This is a genomic window from Catenulispora rubra, from assembly GCF_015356825.1.
GTDB classification, from domain to species: Bacteria; Actinomycetota; Actinomycetes; order Streptomycetales; family Catenulisporaceae; genus Catenulispora; species Catenulispora rubra.
Window position 1 is genome coordinate 1 of record NZ_JAACYW010000125.1, and the last position, 14,821, is coordinate 14,821.

13 protein-coding genes are annotated in these 14,821 nt (G+C 71.6%); 10 read left to right on the forward strand and 3 right to left on the reverse strand.

Annotated features, from left to right (window positions below):
* On the forward strand, positions 1 to 1,853 hold a 1,853-nt coding region (locus tag GWK61_RS29215), incomplete at its 5' end, for a cell division protein PerM (RefSeq protein WP_228563126.1).
* Positions 1,854 to 2,156: 303 nt separating this feature from the next.
* Here the strand turns inward: GWK61_RS29215 and GWK61_RS58755 are convergent.
* Positions 2,157 to 3,029, reverse strand: coding sequence for a hypothetical protein (locus tag GWK61_RS58755; RefSeq protein ID WP_194913863.1), 873 nt, complete (start codon positions 3,027 to 3,029; stop codon positions 2,157 to 2,159).
* A 162-nt stretch (positions 3,030 to 3,191) separates the two neighbouring features.
* Here GWK61_RS58755 and purN point away from each other — a divergent pair, with 162 nt between their 5' ends.
* The 8 genes from purN to GWK61_RS29260 all read left to right on the forward strand — a co-directional run bounded on the left by purN (position 3,192) and on the right by GWK61_RS29260 (position 10,040).
* Positions 3,192 to 3,920: a phosphoribosylglycinamide formyltransferase gene (purN, locus tag GWK61_RS58760; RefSeq protein WP_323747805.1), complete on the forward strand. Its 729-nt coding sequence runs from the start codon at positions 3,192 to 3,194 to the stop codon at positions 3,918 to 3,920.
* Positions 3,917 to 5,503 carry a bifunctional phosphoribosylaminoimidazolecarboxamide formyltransferase/IMP cyclohydrolase gene (gene purH, locus GWK61_RS29230; protein ID WP_194913864.1) on the forward strand — a complete coding sequence of 529 codons (1,587 nt, stop codon included), beginning with the start codon at positions 3,917 to 3,919 and terminating at the stop codon, positions 5,501 to 5,503. The genes purN and purH overlap by 4 nt, the downstream gene beginning before the upstream one ends.
* Positions 5,504 to 5,517: 14 nt before the next feature.
* Positions 5,518 to 6,366: a bifunctional methylenetetrahydrofolate dehydrogenase/methenyltetrahydrofolate cyclohydrolase gene (locus tag GWK61_RS29235; protein WP_194913869.1), complete on the forward strand. Its 849-nt coding sequence runs from the start codon at positions 5,518 to 5,520 to the stop codon at positions 6,364 to 6,366.
* 68 nt (positions 6,367 to 6,434) lie between these two features.
* Entirely contained in the window at positions 6,435 to 7,565 is a 1,131-nt protein-coding gene (locus GWK61_RS29240; RefSeq protein ID WP_194913871.1) for an Rv3169 family protein, read from the forward strand.
* 84 nt (positions 7,566 to 7,649) lie between these two features.
* Positions 7,650 to 7,856, forward strand: a complete 207-nt coding sequence (locus tag GWK61_RS29245) for a hypothetical protein (protein WP_194913873.1) — start codon at positions 7,650 to 7,652, stop codon at positions 7,854 to 7,856.
* Complete coding sequence (locus tag GWK61_RS29250) at positions 7,853 to 8,266, forward strand: PIN domain nuclease (protein ID WP_323747806.1); 414 nt, start codon at positions 7,853 to 7,855, stop codon at positions 8,264 to 8,266. Before GWK61_RS29245 ends, GWK61_RS29250 begins: the two co-directional genes overlap by 4 nt.
* A gap of 110 nt (positions 8,267 to 8,376) precedes the next feature.
* Positions 8,377 to 8,685, forward strand: a complete 309-nt coding sequence (locus tag GWK61_RS29255; protein WP_194913877.1) for a DUF3017 domain-containing protein — start codon at positions 8,377 to 8,379, stop codon at positions 8,683 to 8,685.
* A 122-nt stretch (positions 8,686 to 8,807) separates the two neighbouring features.
* Positions 8,808 to 10,040, forward strand: coding sequence for an NADP-dependent isocitrate dehydrogenase (locus GWK61_RS29260; RefSeq protein ID WP_194913879.1), 1,233 nt, complete (start codon positions 8,808 to 8,810; stop codon positions 10,038 to 10,040).
* 96 nt (positions 10,041 to 10,136) lie between these two features.
* Here the strand turns inward: GWK61_RS29260 and GWK61_RS58765 are convergent, their stop codons facing one another.
* Positions 10,137 to 11,225: a hypothetical protein gene (locus GWK61_RS58765; RefSeq protein ID WP_194913881.1), complete on the reverse strand. Its 1,089-nt coding sequence runs from the start codon at positions 11,223 to 11,225 to the stop codon at positions 10,137 to 10,139.
* Positions 11,226 to 11,319: 94 nt separating this feature from the next.
* Between GWK61_RS58765 and GWK61_RS29270 the strand changes: the two genes are divergently transcribed.
* The gene (locus GWK61_RS29270; protein ID WP_194913888.1) at positions 11,320 to 13,323 is read left to right on the forward strand and encodes a DUF8189 domain-containing protein; all 2,004 of its coding nucleotides are present in this window, start codon (positions 11,320 to 11,322) and stop codon (positions 13,321 to 13,323) included.
* Positions 13,324 to 13,524: 201 nt separating this feature from the next.
* Here the strand turns inward: GWK61_RS29270 and GWK61_RS29275 are convergent, their stop codons facing one another.
* A complete protein-coding gene (locus GWK61_RS29275) occupies positions 13,525 to 14,748 on the reverse strand; it encodes a M20 metallopeptidase family protein (protein ID WP_194913890.1) in 1,224 nt (407 codons plus the stop codon).
* Positions 14,749 to 14,821 lie beyond the last annotated feature (73 nt).

Sequence of the window (14,821 nt, forward strand, 5' to 3'; positions counted from 1 at the left end):
CCGGTGAGGCGCGCACCACCGCCCAACCCAGCGCGTCGACCCTGGCCAGAGTGGGGGGCATGCGCGATGAACCCGATCCCCGCAGCGCCGTGAACGCAGACGCCGGGCCGGACCGCAGCTGGGTGGCCGAGCAGCTCGCGGCAGCGCGTGCTCGTCAAGAGCCGGAGGGCGAGCCGGAGGTCCCACCACTCGGCGAAGCGTTGCGCGAGCTGGCCGCCGACTGGGGCGACACGCTTCTCGTCGCCTGGAACGGCCCCTACGGCCGCGACCTGCGCCTGGCCGCGCGCGCCGGCGCCCACGCAGCGCTGGCCGCCATCGCCACCTGGCTCGCCGCCGTCACCCTCTGCGTGGCCGTCTGGCTGGTCTCGGCGCCGAACACCGCGGGCATCACCGGTCCGCTGCGGGTCGGCGGCCAGCTCTGGCTGCTCGGCCACCACGCGGCGCTCGATGTGCCGGCCGGCCGGGTGGCGCTGGCTCCCCTCGGCTTCACCGCGCTGGTGGTGTTCGGGCTCTGGCACACGGCCGTCGCGCCGGTCGCCCGGCCCGTGCACCTCGCCTACACCGCGTTCGGCGCCGCGACCGGCTACTGCCTGGTCGCCGCGCTCGTCGCCGCCGGGGCCGCGACCAGCGACGTGCATCCGGACACCGCGCAGGCCGTGCTCTTCGCGGTCCTGTTCGGCGCGTTGGTCCCGACGGCCGCGCGCTGGCGCCGGATCGCCGGGTTCTGCGACGCCCCGCGCTGGGTGTCCACAGCGGTCCGCGCAGCCGCGACCGCGGGCGCTGTGCTCATCGGCGGCGGCGCGCTGGCCCTGGCCGGGACGCTGATCGCGCACCTCCCCGAACCCGGCTGGCCCCGCGGCATCGCCGACGCCGTCGGCATGCTCCTGCTCAGCCTCGCGCTCCTGCCGAACGCCGTCGCCTGGTCGGCCTCGTTCGTCCTCGGCCCCGGCTTCGCGGTCGGCACCGGCACCGGTGTCAGTGTCCTGAGTGCGAAGGTCGGCGCGCTGCCGGTGTTCCCGCTGCTCGGCGCGCTGCCCCGGAACGGCAGCCGCATCTTCCCCTACGACCTGGCGTTCCTCGCGCTGCCGGTGACGGCCGGGGTGGCGCTGGCGCTGGTCGTGATGCGCGCCGGGCATCCCGCGCTCGGCGACCGGGTCCGGGCCCTGAGCGCGGCGGCCGTCACCGTCGCGCTGCTCGCCGGGCTGGCCGCGACGCTCTCCGGCGGCCCGGTGGCTGGCGGCCGCATGGCCACGCTGGGCCCCTCCGGCTGGCGCACGGCGGCGGCCACCCTCCTCCTCCTGGGGGTGACCGCCGCCGCGGTGGTGCTGGCGCCGCCGTTACTGCTGGCCGTACGGGGGCTGCCCGGACCCGTAGGGCGGCTGCTGCCCCGGCTGCGGGTACGGCGGCTGCTGGACGCCGTAGCCGTACTCCGGCCCCGGCGCCGGGCGGAAGTAGGGCCCGGACTCGCCCCGCCAGACGAATATGATCGCCAGCAGGCCGACCAGCAGGGTGGCGACCGAGCTGATCTTGTCGATGGCCGGGATCCAGCTGTTGGCCAGGTTGCTGATGCTGCCCAGGACGCCGATGCCGAAGAAGACGGTGGAGACGATGCGGGCGTAGTTGTGCCCGCCGCGGGTGGCCAGGGCCATCTAGAGCCAGAGCCCGGCGCCGATGAGGCCGCCGACGACGGCGCTGCCGATGAAGACGCCCTTGTCGCTGTTGATGGTGGTGTCGGAGTACCCGAGCGACCGCAGGTGGTCGTTGACGGCGTTGATCTGGGTGAGTCCGATGACCATGTTGATCAGGCCGATGCCCAGGCCGACGAACATCAGGTTGACGGCGGTCCGGACTGAGTTCGGCATCGGAGGCTTCACCGGTGCCGGCGCGGCGTAGCCGTACGCGCCGCCGGGGTACGACGGGTACGCCGGATAAGACGGCGGGGGAGTCGCAGAACCGCCCTGCTGCGGGGCGTTCGGGTTCTGCCAGGGATCCTGGGACACGACGAGAGGCCTTTGCTGTCTGTGTGGAGTGCGTCGGACATCCACACAGTAGGGCTCGGTCAGAAGCGCGGAAACCCTATATAGGGTCGCCGCAACCTCCCCGTGATCTGCGGTGATCAGCAGGAGTTTATGTACAGGGGTTGACTCGGCGAGGGCTCAGCGCGACGTCGACATCCCGGTGCTGTTCTCCAGCTGAGTCAGGCACACCTTCTCGGCGACCTGGGTGTTCGCACCCTCCATACACTTGGCGTAGTCCTTGAACGGCGTCCACCACACGATCGAGGCCACCAGCAGCAGCCCGGCCAGCACGCCGGACACCGAGGCGGAGACCATGCTGGCCGTGGCCTCTGAGGCGCGCTGGTGCTTCAGCGCCGCGGTCCGCTGCGCCGAGATCGACAGCACGAACGCCGCCACCGCGAACGCCAGCCCCGCCGCCGAGCCGACCATCCACGCCGGGAACGTCGCCAGGCCCTGGTAGATCGCCAGCATCGTGCACGCCGTCGATCCCAGCGAGAGCCCCAGCGCCCAGCGGGTCTTCAGGTCCCGCTGCGGACGCTGCGGAGCCGGAGTCTCGCGCTGGTCGCGGTAGCGCCGGTCCGGATCCTCGCGCGGGTCCGGACGCCGGTCCACCGGGCCGTACCGGTTCGGGTCGCCCCACGGGGCGTGCGGCTGCTCCGGCTCGCGCGGACGCTCCGTGCCCCAGGGCTGCACCGGTCCCGGACGCACCTGGCCGTACGGCTGTTGGGGCGGCGCGCCCCACGGGGCCGGCGGGACGGGCTGCTGGTCGTGCGCGTCTTCCGGCGGCGGCGCGAACGGGTTGTCCTCGACCGGAGCCGGAGCCGGAGCCGCAGCCGGAGCGGGAGTCTGGACGGGAGTCTGGGTCTGAGCGGGGGCCCTGGTCTGAACGGGAGCCGCCGCCACCGCATCCGACCCGGACGCCCCACCCTGCTCATCCGGCTCAGCAGCCCCGACGCCACCTGCGCCGAGCCCGCTGTCCGTCGGCGTGGGCCGCTGCTCGGCATCGGTCACGGAAGTCCTCCGGGTTATCGTGGACATGATCGGTTCATCGCTGGTCGGCTGGCGGGCTACGCCCCGTCCGCCCACTATCGTTGCCTATGGCGACCCCGCCCGTCCAAGTGGGATGGGTCCGACCGGCAGACAACAGCAAACACCTATGAGGAGGCCGCGGTCGTGGTCCACCCCGAAGGAACGAAGAGCCCACCAGCTCTCGTGCACCACCGCCCGGGCGCCCCGGCGAGGATCGTGGTCCTCGTCTCCGGCTCGGGCACGAATCTGCAGGCGTTGATCGACGCAGAGAATGCCGAGAAAGCCCAGCATGCTGAGAAAGCGCAGCAGGCCGAGACAGTCCGGCAGGCCCAGCAAGCCGACCCCGCGTTCGGCGCCACCATCGTGGCCGTCGGCGCCGACCGCACCGGCATCCAGGGCCTGGAGCGCGCCGAACAGGCCGGCATCCCGACCTTCGCGCTCCGCGTCAAGGACTTCGCCACCCGCGAGGACTGGGACCGCGCGCTGCGCGACAAGGTCGCCGAGTACGAGCCGGACCTGGTGGTCTCGGCCGGCTTCATGAAGCTGCTCGGCCCGGACTTCCTGGCCGCCTTCGACGGCCGCGTCATCAACACCCACCCCGCGCTCTCGCCGAGCTTCCCCGGCATGCACGGCCCCGCCGACGCGCTGGCCTACGGCGTGAAGGTCACCGGCTGCACCGTCTTCTTCGTCGCCGGCGGCGTGGACGACGGCCCGGTGATCGCGCAGGCCGCCGTCCCGGTCGAGGCCGACGACGACGTGGCGAGCCTGCACGAGCGCATCAAGACGGCGGAACGGGCGCTGCTCGTCGACGTCGTGGGCCGGCTGGCCCGCCAAGGCTGGACCATCGACAACCGAAAGGTCACTTTCCAGTGAGCAACTCTGCTGTGCCCCCCGGCGGTGACATCCGCCCGATCAAGCGCGCGCTGGTCAGCGTGTACGACAAGACCGGGCTTGAGGAGCTGGCGCGCGGCCTGCACGCGGCCGGGGTCGCCCTGGTCTCCACCGGCGGCTCGGCGAAGCTGATCCGCGACCTGGGAATCCCGGTCACCGAGGTGGCCGAGCTCACCGGCTTCCCGGAGTGCCTGGACGGCCGGGTCAAGACCCTGCACCCGAAGGTGCACGCCGGCATCCTGGCCGACCTGCGGCTGGACGACCACCGCAAGCAGCTCGCCGAGCTCGGCGTCGAGCCCTTCGACCTGGTCGTGGTGAACCTCTACCCGTTCACCCAGACCGTCGGCTCCGGCGCCGCCCCCGACGAGTGCGTCGAGCAGATCGACATCGGCGGCCCCTCGATGGTCCGGGCCGCGGCCAAGAACCACCCGAGCGTGGCCGTCGTGGTCAACCCGGCCCACTACGACGCGGTGCTGACCGCGGTCACCGGCGGCGGCTTCACCTTCGCCCAGCGCAAGCGTCTGGCCGCCGAGGCCTTCGCGCACACCGCCGAGTACGACACCGCGGTCGCCAGCTGGTTCGCCTCGGCCTACGCGCCCGACGGCGAGTCCCGCTTCCCCGACTTCCTGGCCAGCACCTACGAGCGCAAGGCGGTCCTGCGCTACGGCGAGAACCCGCACCAGGGCGCCGCGCTCTACGTCAGCGAAGGCGAGCAGGACACCCTGGCCACCGCCGAGCAGCTGCACGGCAAGGAGATGTCCTACAACAACTACGTGGACACCGACGCGGCCATCCGCTCGGCCCACGACTTCGAAGAAGCCTGCGTCGCCATCATCAAGCACGCCAACCCCTGCGGCATCGCGGTCAGCGCGGCCGGCGACATCGCCGAGGCGCACCGGCTGGCCAACGAGTGCGACCCGGTCTCGGCCTTCGGCGGCATCATCGCCGCCAACCGCACCGTCACCAACGCGATGGCGCTCCAGGTCAACGAGGTCTTCACCGAGGTCATCTGCGCCCCGGACTACGAGCCGGAGGCGCTGGAGACGCTGAAGACCAAGAAGAACATCCGGATCCTGAAGACCGGCAGCCGCAACCGCCGCCGGCTGGAGTTCCGCCAGATCTGCGGCGGCCTGCTGCTCCAGGACGGCGACCTGTACCAGGCCGAGGGCGACGACCCGGCGACCTGGACGCTGGCCAGCGGCGCGCCGGCCGACGAGCAGACCTTCGCCGACCTGGTCTTCGCCTGGCGCGCGATCCGCTCGGTGAAGTCCAACGCGATCCTGCTGGCCTCCGGCGGCGCCTCCGTCGGCGTCGGCATGGGCCAGGTCAACCGGGTCGACTCGGCCAAGCTGGCGGTCCAGCGGGCCGGTGACAAGGCGCCCGGCTCGGTCGCGGCCTCCGACGCCTACTTCCCGTTCCCCGACGGCTTCGAGGTCCTGGCCGAGGCCGGGGTCAAGGCCGTGGTGCAGCCCGGCGGCTCGGTCCGCGACGAGCTGGTGATCGAGGCGGCGCGCAAGGCCGGCGTCACCATGTACATGACCGGCACCCGGCACTTCACCCACTAAAGGAGGCGTGAACCATGACGGCACAGATTCTGGACGGCAAGGCCACCGCCGCCACCATCAAGAGCGAGCTCTCGGTGCGCGTCGAGGCGCTCAAGGCCCGGGACATCGTGCCCGGCCTGGCCACGCTGCTGGTCGGCGACGACCCGGCGTCGGCGTCCTACGTGCGCAGCAAGCACCGCGACTGCGCGCAGGTGGGCATCGCCTCGATCCAGCGCCAGCTGCCCGCGACCGCGTCCCAGGCGCAGGTCGCCGAGGCCGTGGCCGAGCTGAACGAGGACCCGGCCTGCACCGGCTACATCGTCCAGCTGCCGCTGCCCAAGGGCATCGACGAGAACGCCATCCTGGAGCTCGTCGACCCGGACAAGGACGCCGACGGCCTGCACCCGACCAACCTCGGCCGGCTCGTGCTCGGCGCCCCGGCGCCGCTGCCGTGCACCCCGCTGGGCATCGTCGAGCTGCTGCGGCGGCACGATGTGGCGATCGCCGGGGCCGAGGTGGTGATCGTCGGCCGCGGTATCACCGTGGGCCGGCCGCTGGGCCTGCTGCTGACCCGGCGCAGCGAGAACGCGACGGTGACGCTGTGCCACACCGGCACCCGCGACCTGGCCTTCCACACGCTGAAGGCGGACATCGTGGTGGCCGCCGCCGGCGTGCCGAACCTGATCACCGCCGACCTGGTGAAGCCGGGCGCGGCGGTGCTGGACGTCGGCGTGTCGCGCGGCGAGGGCGGGCTGGCCGGCGACGTCGCGGACGACGTGCGCGACGTGGCGGGCTGGGTGTCGCCGAACCCCGGCGGCGTCGGGCCGATGACCCGCGCGATGCTGCTGAACAACGTGGTGGAGATCGCGGAGCGGCAGCTCTGAGGTAGCTCTCACGCAGCTCTGACGCGTCGCTATTGACGGTTGATCAGATCACCCCTACAAGGGGGGACATGTCCGGTGACCATCGGGACCTGTCCCCCCTTGATGATTTCCCGTTCCATCAGACCTCGGAGTCGCTGGCGCACGTCGCCACCTCCGACCGGAACTTCTACGACCGCTACTACTTCAACCTCCACCGCCGCACCGACGACCTGTTCATGGCGCTGGGAGTGGGCCAGTACCCGAACCTCGGGGTGACCGACGCCTTCGCCGCGGTCGTCCACAAAGGGGTCCATCGCGTCGTCCGGGCCTCGCGCGAGCTGGGGGCCGACCGCGGCGACCTGTCCGTGGGCCCGTTCCGCATCGAGGTGCTGGAGCCGCTGAACCGGCTGCGGGTGGTGCTGGAGCCGGGGGAGTACGAGCTCTCCTTCGACCTGCTCTGGACCGGTGCGATCCCGGCGACCCGGGAGCCGCGGCAGTTCGTGCGGCGCAACGGCCGGGTGTGGATGGACTCGGTGCGGCTGGCCCAGACCGGTTTCTGGGAGGGGACGCTGCGCATCGGCGAGGACGAACTCGCCGTCACCCCCGACACCTGGTGGGGCTCGCGCGACCGGTCCTGGGGCATCCGGCCGGTCGGCGAGGCCGAGCCCGCCGGGATCCAGGGCAAAGGCGGGGTGCCGCCGACGTTCCACTGGGTCTACGCGCCGATGCAGTTCGACGACTTCTCGATCCTGGTGATCGCGCAGGAGGACGAGGACGGCGGCCGGGTTCTGGAGGAGGCGGTGAAGGTCTTCAACGACGGTCGTCCAGCCGAGGCGCTGGGCCGTCCCGAGCTGGAGCTGCACTACACCTCCGGCACCCGCGACGTGCAGACCGCGACGGTGAGCTTCGCAGGCCGCGCCGAGCGGGTCCGGGTGACCCAGCTGATCCCGCTGCACATGGCGGTCGGCAGCGGCTACGGCCTGGACGCCGACTGGCGGCACGGGATGTATCAGGGTCCGGAGCTGGTGGTGCAGCAGGTGCGGATGCCGGCCGAGGAGGCGGCGGCGAAGTCCGGGATGTTCGGCATCACCGAGCGGCTCTCGCGCTTCGAGTACGACGGGCCCGAGGGCGTGCGCACCGGGTTCGGCCTGTTCGAGACGCTGTTCATCGGCGCGCACCGGCCCAGCGGGTTCGCCGACTGGCTGGCCGTGGCGCCGTAGCGCGCTCGTTGGCGCGGCGTGGATATCTACAACTCCGCTGAGTTGATATCCTTGGGATGGTCTAGTGAATATCCTGGAGGAGCCGTGGCCAAGACCAGCGTCGAGATCGATCTGGAGAAGCTCAACCGTACGCGGGAGATCCTCGGGACCGATTCGATCCGCGAGACGATCGATGCGGCGTTTCGTGAGGTGATAAGGGTCGCGGCCGTTCGGGACCTGGTGACGCTCGCCGACGAGGGCGCCTTCCAGGCGCTCCTCGAACCCGGAGCCGAGGAGCGGCTGTGGGGGTGACCGGGTATCTGGCGGACAAGAGTGCTTTGGCCCGTCTGCACATTCCGTCCGTCGCCGATGCGATCGTGCCGCTCATGGAGCGCGGGCTCGTCTCGATCTGCGGCGTGACCGAGCTCGAACTTCTGTTCTCGGCGCGCAACATCCAGGAGCGCAGCCGTATGAAGCAGCAGATCGAGGACTCGCTGGTCCGGGCGCAGGAGCCTGATGACCTTTGGGCTCAGGCCTCGGAGGTCCAGGAGGCGTTGACCGAGAAGGGGCAGCACCGAGCCGCGTCGATCCCGGATCTCGTCGTCGCCGTCACGGCCCGGGCCTCCCGCCTGACGGTCCTGCACTATGACAACGACTTCGATACGATCGCGGCGTTCACCGAGCAGCCGACGCGCTGGGTGGTCCCGGCCGGAACCGTGTGACGGCGTCGGCCGGTCGGCTGCGGCGCGGTGGCTGACACCGCCGTGGCGCCGTAGCGCGCTCGTTACAGATAGCGGACGTGGAGGTCATCCGGCGCAAGTAGAGTTGCGCCATGCCCGCGAACAACCGTCCCTCCGGGGTCTCCTTCGGCCGCCAGGTCGTCGCCGAGTGGCCGATCCTGACGGTGCTGGCCGGCTTCGGCTTCGGCATGACGGTGATAGTGCACAACGAGGTCTTCCAGGGCGCCGCGGTGATGGGGATGTCATTGCTGCTGGCCGCCGGGCTGCGGCTGTTCCTGCCCACCCGGGTGGCCGGCACGCTGGCCGTCCGCCGCCGCGCGATCGACGTCGGCACCTACACGGTCGTCGGCACCACGCTGGTGGTGCTGGGGCTGCTGGTGCAGGGGATCTTCTCGAACTGAGCTCCGGTGTCGTCTGCGTCACCATCGGTCATCGCGGGTCCGGCACCGCTTGGCGATCCGCGGGCACGGCCATGTATCTTGAGGTCGAGATAATTCTTCCCGATCCGTAAGGACGATCCGCCATGGCCTACTCCGGTCCCAAGATCAAGGTCGCGAACCCCGTCGTCGAGCTCGACGGCGACGAGATGACCCGGATCATCTGGCAGTTCATCAAGGACTCGCTGATCCTGCCCTACCTCGACGTCGACCTGAAGTACTTCGACCTGGGCATCGAGCACCGCGACGCCACGGACGACCAGGTCACCGTGGACGCCGCGAACGCGATCAAGCAGTACGGCGTGGGCGTCAAGTGCGCCACCATCACTCCGGACGAGGCGCGGGTCGAGGAGTTCGGCCTGAAGAAGATGTGGAAGTCGCCGAACGGCACCATCCGCAACATCCTCGACGGCGTGATCTTCCGCGAGCCGATCGTCATCAGCAACATCCCGCGCCTGGTCCCGGGCTGGACCAAGCCGATCGTCGTGGGCCGCCACGCCTTCGGCGACCAGTACCGCGCCACCGACCTGAAGGTCCCGGGCGAGGGCACCCTGACCCTGACCTTCACCCCGAAGGACGGCGGCGAGCCGATCGAGCTCAACGTCTTCGACTTCCCGGGCCCCGGTGTCGCGCTGGCCATGTACAACCTGGACGAGTCGATCCGCGGCTTCGCCCGCGCCTCGATGCGCTACGGCCTCAACCGCGGCTACCCGGTGTACCTCTCCACGAAGAACACGATCCTCAAGGGCTACGACGGCCGCTTCAAGGACATCTTCCAGGAGGTCTTCGACGCCGAGTTCAAGACCGAGTTCGACAAGGCGGGCCTGACCTACGAGCACCGCCTGATCGACGACATGGTGGCCTCCGCGCTGAAGTGGGAGGGCGGCTACGTCTGGGCGTGCAAGAACTACGACGGCGACGTCCAGTCCGACACCGTCGCGCAGGGCTTCGGCTCGCTGGGCCTGATGACCTCGGTCCTGATGGCCCCCGACGGCAAGACCGTCGAGGCCGAGGCGGCGCACGGCACCGTCACCCGCCACTACCGCCAGCACCAGCAGGGCAAGCCCACCTCCACCAACCCGATCGCCTCGATCTACGCGTGGACCCAGGGCCTGGCCTACCGGGGCAAGTTCGACAACACCCCCGAGGTCGTGAAGTTCGCCGAGACCCTCGAGCGCGTCTGCGTCGAGACGGTCGAGGAAGGCAAGATGACCAAGGACCTGGCGCTGCTGATCTCGCCGGACCAGCCGTACCTGACCACGCAGGAGTTCCTCGCCGCGATCGACGAGAACCTGCAGAAGGCGATGGCCTCGGCGTAATCGCCGGTCCTCACCGCACGGGAGAGGTGCGCGACCGGATGGTCGCGCACCTCATGGTTTTCACGTTGGTTTCCACGGCTTCGCGGAAGCCGCGCCTCAGCTCGCGGGCGTGTACGTCACGATCACCGCGCCGTTGTTCCCGAACCCCGGCGCCGCCAGCACCGGCCCGGGCCCCGCGCCGAACACCGCGCTCGGCGGCTGTGAGCCGCCGCCGGTGCCGCCGTTCCCGCCGTTCGCGGCGGTGCCGCCCTCGCCGTCGCCGAGGGCGGACAGCGTGCCGCCGCCGTCGCCGCCGAACACCGTGAAGATGCCGTCGTTGGAGGCGCCCCGGCCGCCGCTGTCGCCGGCGACGCTCTGCACCGCGGCGATCTGCCTGCCGTCCTGCTTGCAGACGCCGCCCGCGCCGCCGATGCCGGGGTCCCCGCCGTAGCCGCCCTCGTGCTGGTCCAGCTGTCCGGCGCCGCCTCCGCCGCCGCCGAAGGCGTAGGCCAGGGTGCCGCCGGAGCTGAAGCTGCTGGCGCCGCCGCCCCCGCCTCCGCCGCCGCCCGGGGTCTGGTTGGTGGTGCCCGGGCCGCCGGCGCCGCCGGATCCGTGGACCACGCCGCCGCCCTGGCCGCCGACCCCGCTGGAGATCCGGTCCGGCGCGGACGCCCCGGTTCCGCCGCCTCCGCCTCCGCCGCCCTTCGGGCCGCCGGGGCTGCCGGCCGCGGCGGTCGGGGACCGGTCGGCGCCCGGCGCGCCGCCGTCCGCCCCGGCGCCGGCGGTCGGGGCGGAGTCGGGGTCGCCCTGGCTTCCCCCGCTGCCGCCGGCGCCGCCGACCACGATGTCGTACCTGGTGCCGGGCGTCACGGTGAACCGGCAGGTCACCAGCCCGCCCTCGCCGCCGCCTCCGCCGCCCCAGGCCTGCAGGCCCGGCGCGGTGCTGTCCCCGCCGCCGCCTCCGCCGCCGCCGGACACGGTCACCTCGATCTGGGTGACCCCGGCGGGCACGGTGAACACGCCGTTCTCGGTGAACAAGTCGGTATGCGGCCCGGACGCCGCGCGGGCCGCGGCCGCGGGCAGCAGGACGAGTCCGGCCAGGGCCGCCACGGCGACGGCCGCGACCCCCCGGCGGGTGTGACGGCGGGGCGTGAACCGCTCCACTGACGTGCCTCCCGATCCCTGAGTTCTGATGTCGGACGTCACGATACGGCAGAATATACGGAGATTGATGTACATTTCGCCATGAAAGTGACAATTGGGTCGGATGGCCCCATGCCCCGAGTGGACCGGTGCTCCTATGCGTGTTCGAACAAAGGCCATGGCCGGCCTGGCGACCTTCGCCACCGCGGCCGCGATCGCGGCGGTCTGGGGGCCGCCGGCGTTCGCGGACAGCCCCGCGGTGGCGCCGTCGGTGCTCGCGATCATCGCGCATCCGGACGACGACCTGCTGTTCTTCGAACCGGACATGAAGGAGGACTACAACCTCCCCAGCACGAGCCTGTACGTGACCGGCGGCGACGCCACCAACCACGCCGGTCCGAACAAGGAGTTCCCCAGCACCTGCGCCTATTCGGAGAGCAGGTTCAACGGTCTGCGGGCCGCGCACTCGCGCGGGGTCCAGAACCCCACGTGGACCAGGAACGCCGTCACGGTCGACGGCCACGTCATCGAGGAGGACACCCTCGACCAGCGGCCCTCCACCAAGCTCGTGTTCCTGCGCCTGCACGAGGCCGGTGACGGGAACTACAAGTCCGGCGAGAACGGCTTCCAGAACATCTACGACCTCTTCTCCTTCCCCAAGGAGGGTCTGCGGGAGATGTCGGAGGGCAGCGACCCGCGGGACGGCAGCGACTGCGACGGCCGGTGGGCGCACCAGTACTACACCCACGACGACATGTTCCAGACTCTCGCCGCCCTGATGGCCCGCTACCAGGCCAGCACGGTTCTGTCCCTGGACCCCAACGTCGGCTACAACTTCGAGCGGAACATCGACCACATCGGCGTGACCCGGTTCGTCGGCGCGGCGTCCCAGAGCTGGCACGGACCCGGCGGCCGGGGCCACCTCCTGCTGCGCGACTACCGGGACTACACGGTCAACGTCGACCCGGCGGATCTGGACCCCGGTACGGCCGGCGACAAGCAGCAGGAGTTCCTCGCCTACGTCGGACCCAACCGCAATCCGAACGGGGGCCGCTACAGCGGCAAGAACGACCCGGAGCCCGACCCCTACAACGCCTTCTACTCGGGGTTCACCCACCGCGAGTACCCGCGCTGGACCAACGGCGTGAACTGGGCGGCCCTGGACTCCGCCGGGCGGCTGAACGCGGTGGCGATGCTGGACAACAAGGTGCAGGTCTGGCGGGAGAACAGCTCGGGCGGCGCCTGGACCGGTCCGACGACGGTGCCCGGCAGCTCCCCGCTGGCCCCGGCGCTGACGCTGCTCAAGGACGGGTCCGGCACCCTGCACATCGTCGGCGTCCGGCTGTCGGACGAGCAGATCGTCACCACCGCCCAGACCTCCTCGGGCGGCTGGGGACCGTGGATGTCGCTGGGGAACCCCAACCCCGATCCGGCGCAGGAGGCGTTGACCGGCAACCCGGCCGTGGTGGCCGAGCGCGACGGCCGGCTGACCGTGTTCGTCCGGAACTGGGGCAGCGGCGTCAGCATCCTGAAGCAGAACCCGAACGGGACCTGGCCGCAGGAGTGGACCGACATCAAGGGCTACCAGGTGCGTGACGACCTGACCGCGGGCCTGGCCCCGGACGGGCACGTCGAGCTGTTCGCACCTGCCATCGGCGGCCTGCTGCACTGGAGCGAGACCCCCGGCGGCGCCTACCCGATCGACCGGGTGCCGGTCGGGCCGCCGACCGCGGGCCCGGTCAGCATCAGCCGCAACGCCGACGGCCGCATGGAGATCTTCTACGTCGAGGGCGGCGGCACCGGCAAGGTCGCCACGCAGTGGCAGCGGCCCACGGGCTTCTGGACGACCACGCCCGGCGTCATCGGCCCGGTCGGGCTGGAGGCCGTCTCGGCGAACGCCGGCGGCGACGGCCGCATGACGGCCGCCACCCGCAACGGCGGAGGCGGGGTGAGCCTGATGGTCCAGGGCGCGCCCAACGTCGGCTTCAGCAGCTTCCCGGACCTGGGCAACGTGGTGATCGGCGCGCCGGTGGTCGCGCTGGACGGCCAGGGCCGCCAGGTCGTGCTGGCCTTCGAACGGGACGGTGCGCTGCACGCGGCGCGGCAGACGGCGCCCGGCGCCGGGAGCCCGTACGGGGCGTGGGCGCTGGCAGGGAACTGATTCCCCGCGCGACGTGAAACGGCCCCGGACGGTCTGTCCGGGGCCGCTTCACGTCGCGGGACGGCGAAGGCCGACCGGGTCGCTTCGCGTTGCGGTCGCGCCGCGTTCGGCTGCGCCCAGCCCAGCCCAGCCCAGCTCAGCCCGGCTCGGCCCTGCGCAGTCGCGTTCAGCCGTGTTCGTCGTGCTCAGCCATGCTCAGCTTCAGCCGCGCGCGAGCCGCCGGTCGGCCAGCTCGGCCAGCAGGGCTGCACCGTCGCCGAGCACCGAGTCGTCGAAGTCGGCCAGCGGGCTGTGGTTCGACGGCGCGCTCGTGTAGTCGTCCTTGGTGCACGCCCCGAGGAACGCGTAGGTCCCCGACACCTCCTCCAGCACGCGCGAGAAGTCCTCGGCGCCGGGGTTCGGGTTGGCGATCCGCGAGAACCGCTCCTCGCCGTGCACCTCGCGCACGACCTCCTCCAGGAAGTCGACCTCAGGGGCGTGGTTCACGGTCGGCGGGTACTGCTCCTTGTAGGTGATCTCCGCGGTGCAGCCGTAGGCCGAGGCCAGCCCGTGGAACAGCTCCGGCACCACCTCCAGCAGCCGGGCCCGGGACTCGCGGGAGAAGGAGCGCATCGTCACGTGGAAGGTGGCGTCGTCCGGGATGATGTTCGCCGCGGTGCCGGCGTGGAACTCGCCGACGGTGATCACCACCGGGTCGAAGATGTCGAACTTGCGGGTCACCAGCGACTGCAGCGCCACCACCATCTCGCAGGCCACCGGGACCGGGTCCTTGCCGGTGTGCGGGCGCGAGCCGTGGGCCCCGGCGCCGCGCACCGTCACCGCGATCTCGTCGGCGCCGGCCATGAAGGTGCCGGCGCGGGAGACGAAGTGGCCGCGCGGCAGGCGGTCGGACATCACGTGCATGCCGTAGGCGGCGACCACGCGCGGACCGGCCGCGTCCAGCACGCCCTCGCGGATCATGTGCCCGGCGCCGTCGTCGCCCTCCTCGCCGGGCTGGAACATGAACACCACGTCGCCGGCCAGCCGGTCGCGGTGCGCGCTCAGCAGCTTGGCCGCGCCGACCAGCATGGCGGTGTGCAGGTCGTGGCCGCAGGCGTGCATGTTCGGGCCGGCGGCGGCGAAGTCCCGGCCGGTCTTCTCCACCACCGGCAGCGCGTCCATGTCGCCGCGCAGCAGCACGGCCTGCTTGGGGGCCTTCTGCGATTCCGGGGCATCCCCGGCCGCCGGCCCGGTCCCGCGCAGCACGGCCGTCACCGAGTTCAGCCCGGTGCCCAGGGTGATCTCCAGCGGCAGGCCGTCGAGCGCGGCCAGGACCCGCTCCTGGGTGCGGGGCAGGTTCAGGCCGATCTCGGGTATGCGGTGCAGGTCGCGGCGCAGGAGGACCAGGTCCTCCTGCAGGCCCTTGGCGTCATCGGTGTAGGTCATGCTGCCATCGTGCACCGCCTGTCCAGACGCCAGGCGGGTGAGGGCCGGTGAGGGCCGGTGACAGCGGGTGTCC